13 protein-coding genes are annotated in these 19719 nt (G+C 65.1%); 5 read left to right on the forward strand and 8 right to left on the reverse strand.

Going from position 1 to position 19719, the window contains the following annotated elements; translation table 11 throughout:
• Nucleotides 1–4: 4 nt before the first annotated feature.
• Genes dhbA through BN1118_RS08145 form a run of 3 tightly spaced genes read left to right on the forward strand, consistent with a single transcriptional unit; the run spans nucleotide 5 to nucleotide 8610 of the window.
• Entirely contained in the window at nucleotides 5–754 is a 750-nt protein-coding gene (gene dhbA / locus BN1118_RS08135; RefSeq protein ID WP_043555848.1) for a 2,3-dihydro-2,3-dihydroxybenzoate dehydrogenase, read from the forward strand.
• 21 nt (nucleotides 755–775) lie between these two features.
• Nucleotides 776–7012, forward strand: a complete 6237-nt coding sequence (gene amoG, locus BN1118_RS08140) for an amonabactin biosynthesis non-ribosomal peptide synthetase AmoG (RefSeq protein WP_043555443.1) — start codon at nucleotides 776–778, stop codon at nucleotides 7010–7012.
• Nucleotides 7009–8610 (forward strand): amino acid adenylation domain-containing protein, encoded by a 1602-nt coding sequence (locus BN1118_RS08145; RefSeq protein WP_043555445.1) that lies wholly within the window; start codon nucleotides 7009–7011, stop codon nucleotides 8608–8610. Before amoG ends, BN1118_RS08145 begins: the two co-directional genes overlap by 4 nt.
• A 77-nt stretch (nucleotides 8611–8687) precedes the next feature.
• Here BN1118_RS08145 and BN1118_RS08150 read toward each other — a convergent pair whose 3' ends face one another.
• Nucleotides 8688–9632 (reverse strand): amonabactin ABC transporter substrate-binding protein, encoded by a 945-nt coding sequence (locus BN1118_RS08150; RefSeq protein WP_043555447.1) that lies wholly within the window; start codon nucleotides 9630–9632, stop codon nucleotides 8688–8690.
• Between the two features lie 158 nt (nucleotides 9633–9790).
• Between BN1118_RS08150 and amoD the strand changes: the two genes are divergently transcribed.
• The gene (amoD, locus tag BN1118_RS08155; protein WP_043555448.1) at nucleotides 9791–10516 is read left to right on the forward strand and encodes an amonabactin biosynthesis phosphopantetheinyl transferase AmoD; all 726 of its coding nucleotides are present in this window, start codon (nucleotides 9791–9793) and stop codon (nucleotides 10514–10516) included.
• A gap of 81 nt (nucleotides 10517–10597) precedes the next feature.
• Here the strand turns inward: amoD and BN1118_RS08160 are convergent, their stop codons facing one another.
• The 5 genes from BN1118_RS08160 to BN1118_RS08180 form a co-directional block, all read right to left on the reverse strand.
• Nucleotides 10598–11401 (reverse strand): amonabactin ABC transporter ATP-binding protein, encoded by an 804-nt coding sequence (locus BN1118_RS08160; RefSeq protein ID WP_043555449.1) that lies wholly within the window; start codon nucleotides 11399–11401, stop codon nucleotides 10598–10600.
• Complete coding sequence (locus tag BN1118_RS08165) at nucleotides 11401–12468, reverse strand: amonabactin ABC transporter permease subunit 1 (RefSeq protein ID WP_043555451.1); 1068 nt, start codon at nucleotides 12466–12468, stop codon at nucleotides 11401–11403. Before BN1118_RS08165 ends, BN1118_RS08160 begins: the two co-directional genes overlap by 1 nt.
• Nucleotides 12469–12481: 13 nt before the next feature.
• A complete protein-coding gene (locus tag BN1118_RS08170) occupies nucleotides 12482–13498 on the reverse strand; it encodes an amonabactin ABC transporter permease subunit 2 (protein ID WP_005315288.1) in 1017 nt (338 codons plus the stop codon).
• Nucleotides 13499–13568: 70 nt separating this feature from the next.
• Entirely contained in the window at nucleotides 13569–15542 is a 1974-nt protein-coding gene (locus BN1118_RS08175) for a siderophore amonabactin TonB-dependent receptor (protein ID WP_043555452.1), read from the reverse strand.
• A gap of 57 nt (nucleotides 15543–15599) precedes the next feature.
• Nucleotides 15600–16835, reverse strand: a complete 1236-nt coding sequence (locus BN1118_RS08180; protein WP_043555453.1) for a siderophore amonabactin export MFS transporter — start codon at nucleotides 16833–16835, stop codon at nucleotides 15600–15602.
• A 256-nt stretch (nucleotides 16836–17091) separates the two neighbouring features.
• Between BN1118_RS08180 and BN1118_RS08185 the strand changes: the two genes are divergently transcribed.
• Entirely contained in the window at nucleotides 17092–17844 is a 753-nt protein-coding gene (locus BN1118_RS08185; RefSeq protein WP_043555455.1) for a hypothetical protein, read from the forward strand.
• Between the two features lie 15 nt (nucleotides 17845–17859).
• On the opposite strand, the gene BN1118_RS08190 is transcribed toward BN1118_RS08185, so the two are convergent.
• A complete protein-coding gene (locus BN1118_RS08190; RefSeq protein WP_042871506.1) occupies nucleotides 17860–18321 on the reverse strand; it encodes a DUF2919 domain-containing protein in 462 nt (153 codons plus the stop codon).
• A gap of 153 nt (nucleotides 18322–18474) precedes the next feature.
• Nucleotides 18475–19422 carry a magnesium/cobalt transporter CorA gene (gene corA / locus BN1118_RS08195; RefSeq protein WP_011705843.1) on the reverse strand — a complete coding sequence of 316 codons (948 nt, stop codon included), beginning with the start codon at nucleotides 19420–19422 and terminating at the stop codon, nucleotides 18475–18477.
• Between the last annotated feature and the right edge of the window lie 297 nt (nucleotides 19423–19719).

The following is a 19719-nucleotide window of genomic DNA, read 5'->3' on the forward strand; positions in this document are numbered from 1 at the left end:
AAAAATGGCGTTTGATTTCACTGGCAAGCGGGTCTGGGTGACCGGGGCCGGGCGCGGCATCGGGCGCGAGGTGGCGGAGCAGTTCGTGGCCGCCGGCGCCGCCGTGGTGGGGCTGGATCTGGCGTTCCCCGAGGCAGACTACCCCTATGCCACCCGGCTGCTCGACATCGGTGATGCGGCGGCGGTGAACGCCTGCTGCGCAGCGCTGCTGGCAGACGGCGGGCTGGATGTGCTGGTCAACGGGGCCGGGGTGCTGCGCCTCGGCCCCACCGAAACCCTGACCGATGACGACTGGCACGACTGCATGACGGTCAACGCCAGCGGCGTTTTCTATCTTCTGAGGGCCCTGGTGCCCCACTTCAAGGCGCAGCAGCGCGGCGCCATCGTCACCATAGGCTCCAACGCGGCCCATGTGCCGCGCATGCAGATGGCGGCCTACTGCGCCTCCAAGGCGGCGGTCACCAGCCTGACCCAGACGGTAGGGCTGGAACTGGCCCCCTTCGGCGTGCGGGTCAACCTGGTGTCGCCGGGCTCGACGGATACCCCCATGCTGCGCGGCATGCTGCCCGATGAAGGGGCCATGGCCCGCACCATAGCCGGGCTGCCGGCCCAGTTCAAACTCGGCATCCCACTGAACAAGATCGCCACCCCCCGCGAGATCGCCAATACCGTCCTCTTCCTGGCCTCGAGCCTGGCCAGCCACATCACGCTGCAGGATCTGGTTGTCGACGGCGGCGCCACCCTGAGCGCCTGATCCAAGAGGCTGAGATAACTTATGAACAACATGATTGCGTTGCTCCAGCAGCTGGAGCGCCAGGGAGTCAAGCTGGCCCTGAACGACAAGGGCCAGCTCATCTCCCAGTCGAGCAAGGAGGCGGTGACCCCCGCCATCGGCGCCCAAATCAAGGCGCACAAGGATGAGCTGGTGCGCTGCCTGGCGGCCCGTGCCGCCTTCGAGGCGCCTATCGTCGCCCAGGGCGCCCTGCAGGGGCCGCTCTCGTCGTCCCAGAGCGGGCTCTGGTTTATCGAGCAGTACGAGGAGGCCTCCCACCTCTACAACATGCCGGTCTATTTTCGGGTGAGCGGCGAGCTCGACACAGTCGCCCTGGAGTTTGCCTTCGATCACCTGTTTGCCCGCCATCCCAGCATGCGCACCCGCTTCATCAAAGACGAGGCGGGCAGGGGGGCGCAGGAGATACTGCCCCACGTGCCCTTCAAGCTGCAGATAGAGGATGTCAGCGCAGAGCCCAAAGCCGAGCGCGAAGCCTATGTGGCGCGGCGGGTGCGCGAAGAGATAGGGCGCCCCTTCTCCCTGACCCAAGGGGACTTGAGCCGGGTGCACCTCATCCGGTTGGGGAGCCATGAGCACGTGCTGCTAATCACCCAGCACCACATCATCTCCGATGGCTGGTCGGTCAAGAATATGTTTGCCGACTTGAAGCGTGCCTTCCTGGCTCATCAGAACCGTGCGCCCTTGAGCGTGCCCGAGTTGCCGCTCACCTACCTCGACTACGCCCACTGGTTCAACTCGCCGCGTTTTCTGGATTATCACGCCGAGTTCAAACCGTTCTGGGTCGACCGCCTCGGTGGCAGCCCCGAGGTCCACGGCCTGCCGCTCGACAAGCCGCGTCCGGCCCATCAGGCCAGTGGCGGCGAGCTGGTCTTCTCCACCATAGACAACGCCTTGTGGGAGAGCTTCAAACGGCTGTGCCAGCGCCACAGCACCTCCAACTTCATCGGCCTGCACGCCCTGTTCGCCCTGCTGATGGTGCGCCAGAGCGGGGAGAAGGAAGTCGTCATAGGCACGCCGCTCGCCTACCGTGAGCGCCACGAGATAGAGTCGCTGGTGGGCTTTTTCGTCAATACCCTGGTGCTGCGCACCCAGCTGGCAGGGCGCCCCAGCTTTATCGACTACCTGCAACAGTGCCGGGAGGAGGATCTGGCGGCCTTCGATCACCAGCTCTACCGCTTCGAGGCGCTGGCCGAGGCCATAGGCGCCGATCGCACCACCGCCATCAACCCCATCTTCCAGATCATGCTGGTCTATCAGGCCAAGGTGGACTTCAACGATCTCATCCCCGGCTGCCAGCTGGTGGAGGAGACCTCCCCCGTGCTGCCCGCCAAGACCGACATCTCGGTCAAGGTGACCGAGCTGATGGATTCCGTCAGGGTGGACTGGCTGTTCGCCACCGCCCTGTTCGAGCGGGAAACGATTGAAAGTTATGCGGACAGGCTGCTGCACCTGATGCGCGCCGTGGTAGCGGCCCCCGAGACCGACATCTGGCAACTGCCGCTGGAGGCGGGCACAGACCAGACGGCGCTGGCCGCCGAGCTTGCCAGCCTGCCTCTGGATTACCCCAGCCGCGACACCCTGCTCTGCCATATCGAGCAGCGGGCCGGGCAGTTCCCGGGCGCGCTGGCGGTCAGCGATGGTGCGAACGCTCTGTCTTATGGCGAACTGGAGGCGAGCGCCAACCGGCTGGCCCACTGGCTGCAATCCTGCGGCGTGACCCCGGGCGCCGCCATCGGCATCCAGGCCAGACGCGATGTCGCCTTCGTCATCGCCCTGCTCGCCTGCTGGAAGGCGGGGGCGGCCTATGTACCGCTGGATCCTGCCTATCCCGCCGAGCGGCTGGCCCATATCCTGAGTGACGCCAGCATTGGGCTGGTGCTGGGGGGAGAGCCGGATGCCCGGCTCGCCGAGGCCATCAAGGGCACAGATGCCGGTTACCACAACCTGCATCGGCTGGCGCTGGATGGGTTGCCAACCAGCACTCCCGCCATCCCCCGGGACGCCGCCATGCTGGCCCAGGTCATCTATACCTCCGGCAGCACGGGCCTGCCCAAGGGGGTCATGGTGGAGCAGGGCAGCCTGGTCAACCTGATGGCGGATCATGGCGCGCGCATTGCCCTTGATCAGGATGGCGCCATGTTCAACTGCATGTCTCTGTCGTTTGATGCGGGCAATATGACCACCTTGCTGCCGCTCTACTGCGGCGCGGCCCTGCACTTTGGTGAGCCGGGCGAGGGGGCCATCACGGCCGCGATCAACTGTGGCGCCAGCCATATGATCCTGCCGACCGCCCTGCTGGCGAACCTGTTGCCACCGACCGATCTCGGTTCTCTGCGCGCCATCGGCTTTGGCGGTGAGGCCTGCCCGAGCAGCCTGGTGGAACGCTGGGGGGAGCGGGTAGCACTCTTTAATATGTACGGCCCGACCGAGTGCACAGTCACTGCGCTCTGCGCGCGGCTCGTGCCGGGTCAGCCCATCACCATAGGCCAGCCCATCAGCAATTTAAAAGCACTGATCCTGGACGAAGGGGGCAACCTCTGCCCCGTGGGTGTGCCCGGCGAGCTCTGCCTGAGTGGTCTGGGTCTTGCTCGTGGCTACCTCAATCTACCGGAGCGAACCCAAGAGGCTTTTATCGAGCTGGCTCTCGACGGTCGTACCCATCGCCTCTACCGCACAGGCGATCGGGCGCTCAGGCGCCGCGACGGCAACATCCAGTATCTGGGCCGGATTGACGAGCAGATCAAGCTGCGCGGCTATCGCATCGAGCCCGGCGAGATAGAGACGCAAGTCGCCGCGCTGTGCCCGGCCATCCGCCAGATCAAGGTGGTGGTGCAAGACGGCCGCCTGCTGGCGTACGCCTGCCTGCATGAGGGGGCGAGCGAGCCGGACGGCGAGGCCCTGCTGCAACGGGCCGGCGAATGCCTGCCCGAATACATGGTGCCGGTGCGGCTCTGCTGGCTGCCCGAGATGCCGCTCACCCCCAACGGCAAGCTGGACCTGCGCCGCCTGCCTGCCGTTGACTGGCAGGAGAGCAAGCGCGAGCCACAGAGCGAGCTGGAGCAGACGGTGCTCGTCATCTGGCAGGGGGTGCTCAAGCAGCCCCTCGGAGTGGAGGATGACTTCTTCCGCCTGGGGGGGGATTCCATCCTCAGCATCCAGCTCACCACAAGGCTGCGGGATGCGGGGCTGCACTGCAGCGTCAAGGACGTGTTCGAGGCCAAGACTGTGCGCCGCCTCTGCCGCCAGCTCGGCCAGCAGCAGGCGGTCAGCCACCTGACCGAACAGGGCAACCTGGTCGGCGACTTCCCGCTGCATCCCATCCAGCACTGGTTCTTCGAGCAGGGCTTTGCCAAGCCCGGCCACTGGAATCAGGGGGTGATATTGCGCCTGCCCGCGGGGATCTATGATGACACCCTGGCCGGCTGGCTGACCACACTGCGCCAGCATCATGATGCCCTGCGTCTGGCGGTGACCCCAACCGGCCAGCGCTATCTGGCCGAGCTGGCGCTGCCGCCGCTGCCGACCCTGGATGCAGGAACACTCGGCGGGGCTGAACTGCAGGCCCGCCTGACCGAGCTGCAGGGGGATCTCGATCCCGCCAGCGGCCACACCCTGGCCTGGGCCCGCCTGCGCAACCTGGCCATAGAGGGTGAGGCCGATCCTGTGGAGGGGCTTTTCCTCGCCTTCCACCATCTGGTCATCGATGCCGTCTCCTGGCGCATCCTGGCCGAGGATCTCGCCCGGGTGAGCAGGGGCGAGCCCCTGCCCGCCAAGGGCAGCAGCTATCGCCAGTGGGGCGAAGGGCTGGCCGCCTACGTCCTGCGCGAAGAGGATCAACTGGCGTTCTGGCTGGCCCAGGGGGAGGGCAGCCAGCAAGGCCTGCTGGAGGCCGAACGCGCCGAAGATGGCCGCGCCGCCGCCAGCCTGCTGCAACTGGACAAGGAGACCACGGCCCGCTTGATTGACCCGGCCAACCAGGCCTTCTTCACCCGGGTGCCCGACCTGCTGCTGGCCGCCCTGACTCGCACCCTGAGCGAGCTGGGTTATGGCGCCCGCCACTGCGTGATGCTGGAAGGGCACGGCCGTGAGGCCATCGATGCTGAACTCGATGTGAGCCGTACCCTGGGCTGGTTCACCAGCACCTATCCGCTGGCGCTGGCCGATGAGCCAGCGTGGGATGCGCTGGTGTGTGCCACCAAGGAGCGGCTGCGGGCCGTGCCGGACAAGGGGGTGGGCTTCAACGCCCTGCGTCTGCACCATCCCCGTGGCTGGGAGCTGCCCGAAGCCCTCATCGTCTTCAACTACCTGGGGGTCAGCCATCAGGGCGTTGCAGGTCAGCCCTGGCAACCCCTGCCCATGGCGCCGGGGGCGCCTTCCTCACCGGACAACTTGCCGCGGGAGCTCATCAGCCTGCACGGGGGCGTCTATGACGGCTGCCTCACCCTGCGCCAGGTCGGCGCCCTCAACCAGCAAGGGAGCGACGCCCTGATGGTGAGATTGGCGGCCAACCTGCGTGCCCTGGTGGATCACTGCTGTGGGGTGAGCGCCCCGCGCCACACCCCGAGCGACTTCCCGGGGCTTGGCCTCTCGCAAGCGGCGCTCGACCAGGTGCTGAGCGGGCGCGAGGTGGAGACACTGCTGCCCATGACGTCCTTGCAGCAGAGCATGCTCTATCACAGGGCGCTGGCGCCTCGTGACACGGCTTACCACCTGCAGACCGAGATGGAGTATCACCAGCCACTGGACCTGGCCGTCTATCGCCAGGCATGGCAGGCGCAGATCGCCCGCTGGCCGGCCCTGCGCAGCGAACTGGTGCTGGCGGATGGGGTGGCGCTGCAGCGCATCCTGCGCCATGCCGAGCTGCCGTTCCACCATCAGGATCTGGTGGGGGATGAGCAGGCCGAGGCGCGCATCGCAACCTATCGCCAGCAGGATCTGGCCCGCCCGATCCCGCTTGATCAGGCTCCCTTGTTGCGGGTCGCCTGCTTCAAACTGGCGCCCGATCACCACAAGGTTATCTTCAGCGCCCACCATGGCGTGCTGGATGGCTGGAGCGGCCCAGTGCTGCTGGGCTCCCTGCATCGCGGCTATCAAGCCCTGATGAACGGCCTGCTGCCGCAAGCCGAAGCGGATGGGGCCTGGCTCGAATTTGGCCGCCATATCGCGAGCCAAGCCCGCGTCAGCGAGGCCTATTGGCAGGGGCGCGCCGAGTTGCTGGCCCGACCCAACGATCTCTCCCGTCTGTTCGGGGTGGCGCTGGAGCCGCAGCTGACGCAGCACAGGCCTGCGGTGTGCGGCCAGACCCTGGCGCCGCAGGTGTCGGCTCAACTGGAGGCTCGCGCCCGCGAGCTGGGGGTGACCACGGGCTTGCTGGCCCAATACGCCTGGCATCGGTTGCTGGCCCGCCGCTGTGGCGACGAGATAACCCTGGTGGGCAACGTGACCCCGGGCCGGGATTTCCCCATCGAGGGGATCACCCAGAGTGTCGGCCTCTATATCAACAGCCTGCCGCTCATCCTGGATTGGCGCACCGAGGCGACCCTGGCCGAGCATATAGGCAGGCTGCAGTCGGACTCGATGGCACTCAACGAGCACGGCACCCAGTCGCTCGCGGCGCTGACGCAAGGCAGGGCGCGCCTGTTCCAGAGCCTGTTCGTGTTCGAGAACTACCCTGTGCCGGCACTGCCGGAGGAGCCGGAGCCCCATCAGCTGGTGCCGCGTTTTGGCGCCGTGGTGGAGAAGGTGGAACTGCCGCTCTCCCTGGTGGTGAACGCCCGCGGTGGCCGGCTCAATTTGCGCCTCGAGTTCGACGGGGATCTGATCCCCATGGCGAAGGCAGAAGCCGTGCTGGCCGCCTGGCTGGCCGAACTCGGCTGGCTGGCGGGGGCGAGCCTTGCGCTGCCGGCCAGACCCGATGAGATGAGCCTGCCTGCCCCCATGGCCGCGCGCGTCGCGGCGCCAGTCGCTGAGTCCTGCCCGCCCGCGGCCCGTCCGCTGGTGGCCCTGTGGGAGCGCCAGTGCGGCGTGCCCGGCGTCTGGCAACAGACCCTGTGCGAACTCGGGGTGGATTCGGTGCAGCAGCTCGCCCTGCTGGCGGCCCTCAATGCCGCCTTCGCTGGCGAGCGTGCGCCGCTCACTTTGCGGGACCTCAAGGCCCATTCATCCCCAAGCCGGCTCTATCAGCACTGGCTGGTGCGGCTGCCCGAGGAGGTGCTATGACGGTTCTGACCCAGATTGACCAGGCTCCCGTCAAACCGAGAGCCCATCGGGAGCTGAGCCCCCCGCAAGGCGGGCTGGCAACCGAACAGACCCTGGGCTCGCGTCTGGCCGATTGCCTCGCCGCCACCCCGCTGGCCCCCGCCATCGGCATGGGCGGGGTCGGTATGAGTGAGCAAGGCATGAGTGAGCACGGCACGGGCGAGGCCGGCCCCGGCGCCTGGCTCAACTATGGCGAGCTCAGCCTGCGGGTCGGTCAGATAGCCGCCCGCCTGCAGGGGCTGGCGGTGGGAGAGCGGGTCGGCCTCTATCTGGCGCGAGGACCGGATCTGGTGGCCAGCCTGCTCGCCTGCCTGCGGCTCGGGCTCACCTTTGTGCCGCTCGAGCCGGATTTCCCGGTGGAGCGGCTGCAGGGTATCGCCCGTCAGGCCCGGCTCTCGGCAGTGATCTGCGATGGAGATCGGGAGGTGCCTACCTTCGGCTGTCCGCTGCGCTCCCTCGCCTGTCCCGGTCACGCGGGGACTGCGGCCGTGCAGTGGCCCAAGGTGGACGATGCGCTGACGGCCTACATGATGTTCACCTCGGGCTCTACCGGCGAGCCCAAGGGGGTGGTCATCAGCCGGCGGGCCCTGCTCTGCTTCCTCGACGGGATCCGCGAGCGGCTCGGGTTATCACCTAACTGCCATTGGCTCTTTATCACCACCCCGGCCTTCGACATCTCCTTGCTGGAGATGCTGGGGCCGCTCTGGGGCGGGGGCCGCTTGACGGTGGCCGGCGGCGAGCACAACAAGGATCCGCTGGGAATGATGGCGCTGCTCGAGGCGGATCCTTCCATCAACTGGCTGCAGGCCACCCCGGCCTGCTGGCGCATGCTGCTCAAAGCGGGCTGGCAGGGGCGCGAGCGCCTCACCGCCCTGTGTGGCGGCGAGGCGCTGGACTCGGGATTGGCCGAGCAGCTCTGCAGTCGCACCCAGCGGCTGTGGAACTGCTACGGGCCGACCGAGGCCACCGTCTGGTCGCTGGTGAGCGAGGTGCGCTGGCCACCGGCGGAGGGGCAGATCACCATCAGCCACAGCCTGCCCGGCTATCGCCACTGGGTGCTGGACGAGACGGGGCAGCAGGTCGCAGAGGGGGAGTGCGGCGAGCTCTGCATCGAGAGCCCGGCCCTGTGTGAAGGCTACTGGCGCAAGCCCGGGCTGACGGCGGCGGCCTTCCTGCGGGTCTATGCCCATCGCCTCTATCGCACCGGCGATCGGGTGCGCCGACTGGGGGCGGATCGCTTCCTCTACCTGGGACGGCGCGACGATCAGGTCAAGCTGCGCGGTTTTCGCATCGAGCTCGGGGAGGTGGAGGCGGGCCTTCGTCGCCAACCCGGGGTGCAGGAGGCGGCGGTGCGCCTCTTTGGCGAGGGGGACGAGGCCATGCTGGTGGGCTATGTGGAGGCCAAGGCCGGGGTGATCCTCAATCGCCTCGCCCTGCGCAAGGGGCTTCAGGCCACGCTGCCGCACTACATGGTGCCGGCGCGCATCCTCCTGCTCGATGCGCTGCCCAAGACCGGCAGCGGCAAACTGGACAGAAAGGCGCTGCCACTGCCTGAATAGGTTCTGCCCGAGTGCCTTGATAAACAAAGAAGCCCGCATGATGCGGGCTTCTTTTTGGCTGTCATATGAGCGCGGGCTTATTGGGTGATGGGGGCGGCATCCGGCTTGCTCATCAGCTGCTCGACGTCGTCGATCACCTTGAGGGCCGCCTGGGGGCCGCCGGTGGAGGTCCAGAGCGAGCCGTCCACGGCGCCAAAGCGCTTGCCCTTGATGGCGTTCAGTTGCTGGAAGGCCGGGGTCTGCTCGGCCTGCTTCATGGCATCCACCGCATCGCCGCTGGCGCTCAGTGTGCCTATCACCAGCCAGTCACCGTCCAGCAGGTTGAGGGATTCGAGGCTCAGGGCCGGGGAGTGGGGGGTCTTGTCGCCGATCTGGTGGGTCGGACGGGCCAGCCCCATCTCTTCCACCACGCTGCTGGCGAAGGTGCCGCCGTGCATGTAGCTCGGGCCCTTCGGGTTCCAGCGCACTATGCTCAGGCGCTCGCCCTGATGCTTGGCAAGCTTGCTGCGGGCCTCCTGCAGGCGGGCGTCATACTGGGCGAGGAAGGCCTTGCCCTCGGCATCCCGGTTCAGCACGTGGGCGCTGCGATTGAAGATCTCCTTCCAGGAATCGCCCCAGTTGCCGGTGACCACTGTGGGGGCTATCTCTTGCAGCAGGGTCAGCAGCTCGGGCTTGGTCTGGCCGGTCAGGATGAGATCCGGCTCCAGATCGATCAGCCGCTCCAGATTGGGGTTGTCCAGATCGCCGACCACGGCGATATCCTTGCCCGCCTTGGTCAGCAGGTAACGGGGCAATGTGCCCTGGCCGCGCCCATTGACGGTGCCGACCGGCTGCAGTCCCAGGGTCAGGGCCGTATCCAGATCGATTTCGCTCAGCACCACCACTCGCTTGGGCTGGGCGGGCACGACCTGGGTCTTGCCATCGGCATCGGTCACCTGACGGGTCTCGGTGCCGGCCTGGGCCTGAAAACCGACCAGGCTGGCCAGCATGAGCGCGGCGGCCAGGGGGGAGGAGATCTTCATCGTTACATCCTTCTTGGTGAAATCAGCGAAAAACCGGGCCCCAAACGGGCGGCCTTATGCTATCACAAATTCAAATGATAAAAATTGTCATTTGCGTTTGTGGTGTCGGTAGGGGGTGATTTGCTACCATGGCCGCTCTCGAACCAAGGGCTTTTTCGATGCCAATCGCTCCCCTGGCTGCCGGATCCCGAGGCAGCTTTATCCTGCAGACCGACTGCCTGCCGCTGCCCGGTTTTGCGGAACTTGCGCTGCAGCGGGTCTGCTTCGATCCCGCCGCCTTCACCCCGGTCTGCTATGAGCAAACCCGGATCCTGCTGCCCGCCAGCTTGCAGCGCGCGGCCCCCAAGCGGCTGGGAGAGTTTCTGGCCGGTCGGTTGGCGGCCCGTGAGGCTCTGCGCCGCTTTGGGCTGGGTGATCATGTGGTGGCCATAGGATCGGCCCGCGAGCCGCGCTGGCCTGCGGGGTTTGAGGGCAGCATCAGCCACAGCCTGTTGCAGGGGCGCGGCATGGCCTTGTGTGCGGTGCGTCCGGGCCAGGCAGGGATGGGGCTGGATCTGGAAGCCTGGCTGGAGGATGAGCAGGCGTGCAATCTCTGGCCCGGCATTGTGAATGATGAAGAGTGGGGGCGGTTGCAGCGCTGTCCGCTCGGTCCGGCCCAGGGGTTGACCCTGGTGTTCTCCGCCAAGGAGAGCCTGTTCAAGGCGCTCTACCCCAGGGTGGGGCGCTATTTTGACTTTCTCGATGCTCGCTGGCTGGCCATGACGGAGCAGACCCTCACCCTAGAACTAAAAAGCGCGCTGACCCCGGAGCTGCCCGTCGGCTGGCACTGTACCCTGCACTGGCAAGGCTTGCCGGGGGGCGTGCTGACCACGCTTTTACTCTGAGAAAACCTCTGCCGCTCAACCCGCTGTCCGGTGTCATGGGATAAAAAAAACCGCCATCAAGGCGGTTTTTTTATCCTGTGTTCAGGCCCGCTGCTTCATGGCAAAGGCGTGCGGGCGGCGGCGCGGCACTATGATGGGGGCGCCATCGCCGGGGGCGTGCAGTATGTCCACGTCCGTCTGATAGAGGCGGTCGATGAGGGGCTTGGTCACCACCTCGCGAGCCGGGCCCATGGCCTGGATCTTGCCCTCGCCGATGGCGATCAGCTCGTCGCAGTAGCGGGCGGCGGTGGCGAGATCGTGGATGACGATGAGCACCGTCTTGCCTTCGGCGGTGATCTGGTGGATGGCCTCCATCACCTCCGTCTGGTGGCCTATGTCCAGCGCGCTGGTGGGTTCATCCAGCAAGATGATGTCCGCGTCCTGGGCCAGCACCATGGCCAGCCACACCCGCTGGGCCTGGCCGCCGGAGAGGGAGCTGGCGCTCTGCGCCAAGATGTCGCCAAGCTGCATCCGCTCGCAGGCCCAGCGCACCATGCGGGCATCCTCTTCACTCCACTGATTGAACCAGCCCTGATGGGGATGGCGGCCGTACTGCACCAGCTGTTCGACCTGAATGCCGACGGGCACCAGGGGGCGCTGGGGCAGGTAGGCGAGCTCCCGGGCCAGCGTCTTCATGCCGTAACTCTCCAGCGGTTTGCCCTTGAGCAGTATCTCACCGGATTGGGGCTGCTCCTGGCCCGCCAGCAGCTTGAGCAGGGTGGATTTGCCACCGCCATTGGGGCCGACTATGCCGACCAGCTTGCCCTTGGGAATGGTGAAGGAGATGTCGTTGAAGACGGGCTTTTGCTGATAGCCGAAGTGGAGGCGATTTAGGGTGAGGGTCATCAGTCGGTTCTCTGTCTGTCTTTGATCAGAATAAACAGCAGCAGTATGCCGCCAAGAATACGGGTCATGATGCCGGTGGCGACCTCATGGGGGCTGGCCAGCACCCGCACCAGAGTGTCGCTCGCCAGCAGCAGCAGGGCGCCGCACAGGGCGGCAATCCACAGCGGCACTATGCGATCCCGGCTCATCCAGGAGGCGAGTATGGGGGCCGCCATGGCGATGAACACCACTGGGCCGCCGATGGCGGTGCCAAGGGCTGCCACGATGATGGCCTGGGCCAGCACGCCGAGCTGCACCCGGTTGACGTTCACCCCCAGGCTCTGGGCCGTGATGGGGCCCAGACGCAGCACGCCCAGGGCGCGGGAGAGATAAATGATCCAGGGACAGACCAGCAGGATCAGGATCCCCACAGGCACCACTGTGCCGTAGCCCTGGCCGACGAAGTTGCCCATGTTCCACAGGTAGAGGCTGGTGAGGTGCACCAGCGACTGGGTGGACATCACGAACTGGCCGATGGCGTTCATCAGCTCGGAGACGCCGATGCCGATCACCACGAACAGATAGCCCTGCTCCCCCGGCTTGTTGCACAGGGCGTAGAGCACGGCGGCGGCAAACAGGGCGCCGAGGGGCGCGGCCCACCAGGGCCAGCTGCCCAGGGTGAGATAGAGGGAGAAGGCGATGATGGCGAGCGACGCCCCCTCGTTGACCCCTATCATGTCCGGGGTGGCGAGGCGGTTGCGAATGAGGGTCTGCACCAGGCAGCCGGAGAGGCCCATGGCGGCGCCTGCCACCAGCACGGCGACGATGCGCGGCAGCCGGATCTTGAAGACAGTCACTTCATCGAGCCGGCTCCCCTCGCCAAGCAGGGTCTGCACTACCCCCAGCATGGTGAGCTTGCTTGAACCCAGGGTCAGTGCCAGCAGGGAGAGCAGCACCAGGGCCACCAGGAGCCCCAGCGTGATGAGCCAGGCTCGGCGATGCAGCAGCAGGGTGCGCTCACCCAGTCGCAGGCAGAGGGTGCCGGAGGGGAGGGAAGCGTTCAGCGGTGTATTCATTGGATTGTTCATGAGGCAGGCGACCTTATTTGACGGCCAGCAGGGAGCGGAAGCCGCCGCTGCGCACCACCATGATGAGCACGGGGGCACCGATCAGCGCCAGGATCACCCCGTTGGGCAGCTCGAACGGCTGGATCAGCCAGCGGGCCAGTATGTCGGCCCCGAGCAGGAACAGCACGCCAAACAGGGCGGAGAAACGCACCTGGATGGCGAGACGCACCGGTTCGACCAGACGGGCGCAGTAGGCGGCCAGGAAGCCGACGAAGCCGATGGGGCCGGCGATGGCGATGGCGCAGGCGGTGAACAGGGTGGCGGCCAGCAGCACGCCGATCCGTACCCGAGTCGGCCGTATGCCGAGCGCCTGGGCCTGGTTGTCCCCCATCTGCATCAGGGTGAGCTGGCGGCACAGGGCCAGGGTCAGCAGCAGACCGGCCAGGGCGAAGGGCACCACGGTGAGCACGGCGTCGAGATCCGAGGCCGCCAGCGACCCCAGGTTCCAGAAGCGGAACTGTTCCAGCACCACCTTGTTGGAGAGCAGCAGGAAGTTGGAGAGGCCGCCGAAGGTGGCGGAGAGGGCGACCCCCACCAGGATGAGCTTGAGCGGATTGGAGCGACCCACCATCAGGCCCAGGCCCAGCACTATGAGGTTGCCAAGCAGGGCTCCCATGCCGGACCAGAGCAGATAACCGTAGGCCGATTCAACGCCGAAATAGGTCAGCCCTATCACCAGGGCGAAGACGGCGCCAGCGTTGACGCCGAGCAGGCCGGGCTCGGCCAGCGGATTGCGGGTAGCGCTTTGCAGCATGGAGGCCGCCAGCGCGAGACAGACGCCCACCACCAGGGCACACAGGGTGCGGGGCAGACGCAGGGTATGAATGATCATGGCGAGTTTTTCGTCGGCCATGAGGGCGGGATCGCCCAGCAGAAATCCGGCGACCTCGCGGCCACCATAGACACCGGCACCCGTGGCCAGTGACAGACAGATCAGCATGAACAGGAGAACAACTCCCAGCCAGAACAGCTGTGTTTGGTGTCTGAGCACCCGGATACTCCTTATTGTCGAGGCGATAAAAACGGAAAAAGGGAGCCCGCTTGGGCTCCCGAACAGGGGATTACAGCTTGTAATTCACCCCGGCATAGACGGTGCGACCTTCCAGAATGAAGTCGGCGTCGGTGGCGACCTGGTCACGCTGGGTGTTGGTCAGGTTGGTGATGCCGAGTTTGAAGTCGAGCGCCGGGGTGACTTTCCAGTTGGTGTTGAGGTCCAGGGTCTGATAGTGCTTGGACTTGAGCGCCTGGGAGTTGTGCATCGGCACCTTGATGAACTGGCTGCCCACGTATTGCCAGGCCAGGTTGGTGCTGACGATCTCGGTGGCTTGCCAATCCAGGCTGAGGTTGCCGGTGTGATCCGGGGTCTTGGCCAGATCCTCGCCCGTGCTCTTGTCTTCGGAATCCAGCAGACTCCAGTTGCCGGTCAGCTTGAGGTCGTCTCGCACGTCGACCCAGCCGTTCAGCTCCAGCCCTTTCACCCGCGCCTTCTTGACGTTGAGGTAGGTCATGACGGTCGGACGGTAGCCCGGGCCCCACTGATCGCTCTGGATCAGATCCTCGATGTCGTTGTGGAAGCCGGTCACACCGGCGCCGAAGCGAGCGCTCTCGTAGGCGGTGCCCAGCTCATAGCTGACGGCGGTTTCCGGTTTCAGGTTCGGGTTGCCGACCACCTTGCAGGCGCCACGGCAGGCGGTGGTGGCGAAGCCTTCGCTGGACTGGGCCAGGGTCGGTGCCTTGAACGCCTTGCCGGCGCCCCCCTTGATCACCCACTCGTCGCTCAGCTTGTAGAGGGCATAGGCACGCGGGCTGAACTCGTTGCCATAGGTTTCGTGGTGGTCGAGGCGGCCGGAGAGGGTCAGCGCCAGATCCCCCAGGCTGAATTCGTCCTGCAGATAGAGGGCGCTCTGGCTCGCATCCACGCTGCCGTTGGTGATGCTGCGGCTGTGCTCCAGCTCGGTCTTGCGCAGTTCGGCGCCCGAGGTCAGCAGGTGATCCCCCAGATAGCCGCTCAGCTGGCCATCGACCGTGTGGTTGGTCTGGGTGACATCGGCGGCGCCGCCATTGAGCTGGGAGTCATCCATCAGATCCGTCTGCTCGAAGTAGTAGCGGGCGCGGCTGTCGAAGTGCTCCCAACGGCCGTTGTGGGTGATTCCCAGGCTCAGGCGATCGAGCTTTTGCACGTTGTGCGGGGTGGCCGGTGCGGTCGGGGCACGGGGCACGTTGTTGAAGTAGCTGTCCATGTCGTTCTGGTTGTAGCCCAGATCGAAATCGATATCCTGGTTGTCGCTGACCAGCCACTTCAGGCTGGAGAGCATGTTGACCACTTCCCGTTTTTCCAGCGCATCGGCATCCGGGTTGTTGGACTGATCGCTGTGCCAGCGGTCGCGCTGATAGCCTTCCACCACCACGCTGCCCAGCAGCTTGTTGTCGATCAGGGCACCGGACACAAAGGCGCTGCCCTGGTTGGCATCGCCACCGTCGCCCTTGGTGGGCATGGTGTGGGTGTAGCCGAAGGCCGCTTCCGTCTTCTCCTTGGCCTGGCGCAGGATCACGTTGACCACGCCGCCGAGGGCATCGGCACCGTACAGGGAGGAGACGGGGCCACGGATCACCTCGATGCGCTCTATGGCCGCCATGGGGATGGAGCTCAAGTCGAAGTCATTGCCAAAGGAGCTGCCCAGGGTCTCGCGGGCGTTGACGCGCTTGCCGTTGATCAGCAGCAGTGTGTAGTCGCCGCCCATGCCGCGGATCTTGATCTCGCTGCGACCCGTGGGGTTGGTGCCTATGATGTTGACGCCAGGCACATGCTTGAGGGCATCGCCTATGTTGTTGGCGTTCATCTTGTCCAGATCGGCGCGGGTCACCACAGAGACGCTGGCCGGGGCGGACAGCTCGGTGTGCTGGGTCTGGGTGGCGGTGACCACCATGGTCTCGTTGGCCTTGACCGATTCGGCCTGGGCCAGGCCCGGCAGGGCAAACAGGCCGAGGGAGAGCAAAATCGGGTTCAAGCGAAATACGCCAGGCTGCAACTGCATAGTCAAAACTCCATGAATAAAACAGAGGTTATGGGGTCCGGCTCTGGGGCCGGTAGCTCACTGACTTCCTTGTCTGGCGGCGCCAGACTCGGGGTTATTGTTATTCCTTGTCTGCGCCAGCCCCTTGAGCAGGAGCCAGACACCGCCGCAGGCCAGCAGGCCGCAGCCGATATTGATCCAGGCGAGCCCCGCAAAGCCGTGCAGGGCGCCAGTGTCATCCGAGAAGAGATACCTGGCCGAGAGCAGGCTGCCGAGCCCGGCCGCCACATTGGTGACTGTGCCCTGGAAGGACATGAAGGCGGCGCGCTGATGGGGGGCCGGAATGGCCGCCGTGATGGCGAGCGTGGTGCTGGATCGGGCCGAGCTCAGCGCCATGAAGAGGGTAAACAGCAGGTAGACGGGCACGCCGACGGGGGCGGCGAAGCCGAGCAGGGTGATCAGTGCCAGCAACAGGCTGGTGATCAGGATGGCGGCCAGCGCCCGGCCCTGATCGATCCAGCCACCGCACAGCCGCATGGTCGCCATGCTGGCGAGGCCGCCACACAGGTAGAGGGCGGCGATCTGCTCGCGGGGGAAGGCGAGGTTGAACTGGAAGTAGTTAGCAAAATGCGGGATCAGCAGGAAATGACCGAACATCTGCAAACAGAGAATGAGCAGGGCGCCCTGGCAGAGCGGCGAGCCCAGCAGTTGGCGCAAGCCGCTGCCGTGAGGGGCACGGCTGACCGGCAGGGAGGGCAGCAGCCGGGCGCAGAGCAGGGCCAGCAGCAGGCCGCCAGCGCCAAACAGCAGGAAGGGGCTCTGCCAGCCGAGCCACTGGGCCAGCACCAGGGCGATGGGCACCACCAAAATGGCAGCCAGCGAGAACGCCATGCCCACGTAGGCTAGGCGGCGGCCCCGTTCGGCCGGGGGCACCAGGTCCAGCACGGCGGCCATCAGGATGGCGGAGAGGGGCCCGGCCATGCAGCCCGACAGAATGAACAGCATCAGCAGTTGCTGGCTGTTCTGCACCAGGGCGCAGGCCATCAGCAGCAGGAAACGCAGGGTCAGCAGCACCAGCAGGGCGGGTTTGCGGTTGACGCGATCGAGCCAGGGCGCGGCGATAAGCCCCATCAGAGCCGCGCCCAGGGTGGCGCCGCCGCTGAAATAACCTGTCTGTTCCGGTTGCATGCCGAGGCTGATGACCAGATCCGGCCCGAGCGGCATCACCATCATCATGCTGCCCATGGAGAGCATGTTGATCAGCATCGCCAGATGGATGATGGCAGGGGTGGTGGTGGCGGTAACAGGCTTCATCAGCGGCTGGCTCGAAAAAATGAGTCCGAATTGTATCCGAGCGATTTTTTCGTGACAACAAATGGTAATCATTTTTATTTGTATTATTTGATCTATCTCCGCCCTTTCGGCTCGCAGGCCGTCAAGGGAGGCGCTTCGGCCCATGCCGCCCTTGCCCCTGGGGTGCAAAGTCATTGAAATGCGAGGCAGATGGATCATGATGGTGATAGCCAGACTGGCAGAGACGGTGAGCCGGGCTCCCGGACAGGAGAGAGAGATGAAAAGGTGGCGTTGGAGCGGGATCTTGTTGTTGTGCGGGCTCTGGTGCCTGCCGCTGCGGGCCGAGGTCAAGGTGATCCCGGTATTCGAGGCCCAGGCGGCGGTGCAGACCCTCAAGGAGATCTACCCGGATCTCGGGGTGAGTGCCATGGGCAATCAGCTGGTGCTGAGCGGCAGTGCGGCCCAGTTGCAGGAGGCCGAAGCGACCCTGGCCAAACTCAACCAGCCGCCCCAGAGCCTGCTCGTCGAATGGCGGGTGGATGGCGCCTCAAGCGGTCAGCAGATAGAGGCGGGTATCGGTGGTGATGCGGCCAAACGGCAATGGCTGCTGGAGGGCAATGCCCGGCAATACCAGCGCAGCCAGAACGACAGCTGGCAGGTACGCGGCCTGTCGGGGCGGCCCGTGTTGCTGCAGATGGGCTCCTACCAGCCGGTCACCTTCTATCAGTGGCGCGGTGGCCAGGTGGTGGGCTTGATGCCGCTCATCAACGGTCTCTACGCCACCGCTACCCTGATAGGGGACAGGGTACAGATAGCGCTCAGCAGCGAACAGGCCAGGCTGGAGCAGGGCACCATCAGCACGGGGCAGAACGCCACCGAGGTGAGCGGTGCCCCGGGGCAGTGGCTGACGGTGGGGGAGCTCTCCACCAGTTCGGCCCAGCAAGGCAGCAGCCTGGGTACCCAGTTGCAGGGAGGCCGCGGTTCTCAGAGCGATCGCCAGACCCTGCAGATCCGGGTCACGCGTCAATGAGTGACCCCTATTTTCTCAGTGAGGTTGATCGGCGGCGTATTCGCGGATCTGGCGGCTGCGCAGCAGATACCAGAGCGCCCAGAGGCTGCCGATCAGCACCAGGGCGGTGGGCCAGCTGAACGACCATTTCTGCAGGTTGAGGCTATGCAGCTGCATCAGCAGGCCGCTGACGGTGGAGCAGAGCAAGAGGCCGCGGCTGTGGCGTCTGAGCCAGGCGCGCACGCTGTTGGTCTGCTGATAGGTGCCGCCAAAGGCGAGCAGCGCCAGCATGGCGGGCACGTCGGTCAGCAGGCTGATGTAGAGGCTGATCTTGTCCGGATAGAAGAGGGTCAGGATCTCGCTGCCGCTCTCGCGGGTGACCCCGGCCATCAGAAACAGCCAGACCGAGCGGGTCAGCAAGAGGGCGATGGGCCAAAACCAGAGGGGAGGGCGCAACTGGCCGTGATCGTCATATCTGTGTTCGGGGTAGAGGGTCATGGTCGCCCGTTATCCGCTTGGGTTGTGCAAATGATGAAGAGGATATGGGGCAGGCTGGTGCCCTTTGCAAGGCGTGCCGGGTGACACGAATTAATCGGGGGGTCAGTGCCCCCCAATCCATCGTCTCTTTGCTATCGCACTTTCTGGCGGCGTTTACAGCCAGCCTTTGCGCTTGAAGAAGAGGCCTGTGCCGAGCGATGACATCACCATCAACACCAGCGAGAGCGGATAGCCATACTCCCAGGCGAGCTCCGGCATGCGCCCAAAGTTCATGCCGTAGATGCTGGCGATAAGCGTCGGCGGCAGGAAGATGACAGCTGCCACCGAGAAGATTTTGATCACCTTGTTCTGCTCCAGATTGGTCACCCCCATGGAGGCCTCCAGCTGGAAGTTGATCTTGTCGAACAGGAACTGGGTGTGGGGCAACAGAGATTCCACGTCGTGCAGCATCTCGTCGATCCATTTGTTCTGCTCGTTGCTCATGCGCTGGCGCAGGCTGCGCTTGAGGAACCGCAGAGCGCGGCGGGTATCGTGCAGGGAGAGGCGGATCTGGCCGTTGGCCTCTTCCTGTGCCATCAACTCCTTGAGCATGGGATTGATCTGATCCGGCTCGAAGATCTGATCGGCGGTGTTCTCCAACGTCTTGTAGCCGTCTTCGATGAGATCCGAGAGGTACTCCACCTTGAGGTTTTGCACCTCCAGCAGGATATCGAGGGCATCCTCCACCTCCAGCCTGTCCTGGCGCATGTAGTGGCGCAGCAGGCGCACCAGACCGATGTCATCTTCGCGGATGCTGATCAGCAGGTTGTTGCGCAAGGTAAAGGAGACGTGGACACCCTTGGTGTCACGGCCGATCCGCTGGGGGAACAGGGAGTGAATGTGCAGACCATCGGTATCCCAGTAGAAACGGGCGGATGCTTCGATGTCATCCAGCTCTTCCTTGTCGGGAACCTCTTCCAGAAACAGGCCCGTCAACCATTCTCGCTCCGCCGTGTCCGGCTTGTAGGCATCCAGCCAGACGGTGTTGTCAGGCACTATGTCGTCAGGCCCGAGCGTGACTATGTCCAGTACCTTGTTATTGAGAATGTAGGCGGTGATCATCTGTCCCCCCTTAAGAAGTCATGGGTAATCAGGGATGGTTGCACAGGTCATGCGGCCTAGATCGCATAGAAAGCGATCCCGTGGACAAGCAAAACGGGCCGATGGAAAACCTGAATGCGGCGAACTATACAGGGGCGGGGCGCGCTTGTCAGGGCCTATTCATCCGGGGTTCAGCCTGTTCGCTCAAAAAAACAGCGAGGTCGGATCAGCGGATCCGGCCGTTAAAGTGGCAATGCTTGTTCGACCTCCTTGTTCACCTCTGTGCGAAAGATGACTCGGGTTTACCTGCCGGGATTG

The organism is Aeromonas bestiarum, assembly GCF_000819745.1.
Classification (GTDB): Bacteria; Pseudomonadota; Gammaproteobacteria; order Enterobacterales; family Aeromonadaceae; genus Aeromonas; species Aeromonas bestiarum.

What these genes read in the sequence shown, in the direction of transcription:
- dhbA (WP_043555848.1), top strand. Translation starts at nt 5, where the DNA reads ATGGCGTTTGATTTCACTGGCAAGCGGGTCTGGGTGACCGGGGCCGGG.
- amoG (WP_043555443.1), top strand. Translation starts at nt 776, where the DNA reads ATGAACAACATGATTGCGTTGCTCCAGCAGCTGGAGCGCCAGGGAGTC.
- BN1118_RS08145 (WP_043555445.1), top strand. Translation starts at nt 7,009, where the DNA reads ATGACGGTTCTGACCCAGATTGACCAGGCTCCCGTCAAACCGAGAGCC.
- BN1118_RS08150 (WP_043555447.1), bottom strand. Translation starts at nt 9,632, where the DNA reads ATGAAGATCTCCTCCCCCCTGGCCGCCGCGCTCATGCTGGCCAGCCTG.
- amoD (WP_043555448.1), top strand. Translation starts at nt 9,791, where the DNA reads ATGCCAATCGCTCCCCTGGCTGCCGGATCCCGAGGCAGCTTTATCCTG.
- BN1118_RS08160 (WP_043555449.1), bottom strand. Translation starts at nt 11,401, where the DNA reads ATGACCCTCACCCTAAATCGCCTCCACTTCGGCTATCAGCAAAAGCCC.
- BN1118_RS08165 (WP_043555451.1), bottom strand. Translation starts at nt 12,468, where the DNA reads ATGAACAATCCAATGAATACACCGCTGAACGCTTCCCTCCCCTCCGGC.
- BN1118_RS08175 (WP_043555452.1), bottom strand. Translation starts at nt 15,542, where the DNA reads ATGCAGTTGCAGCCTGGCGTATTTCGCTTGAACCCGATTTTGCTCTCC.
- BN1118_RS08180 (WP_043555453.1), bottom strand. Translation starts at nt 16,835, where the DNA reads ATGAAGCCTGTTACCGCCACCACCACCCCTGCCATCATCCATCTGGCG.
- BN1118_RS08185 (WP_043555455.1), top strand. Translation starts at nt 17,092, where the DNA reads ATGAAAAGGTGGCGTTGGAGCGGGATCTTGTTGTTGTGCGGGCTCTGG.
- BN1118_RS08190 (WP_042871506.1), bottom strand. Translation starts at nt 18,321, where the DNA reads ATGACCCTCTACCCCGAACACAGATATGACGATCACGGCCAGTTGCGC.
- corA (WP_011705843.1), bottom strand. Translation starts at nt 19,422, where the DNA reads ATGATCACCGCCTACATTCTCAATAACAAGGTACTGGACATAGTCACG.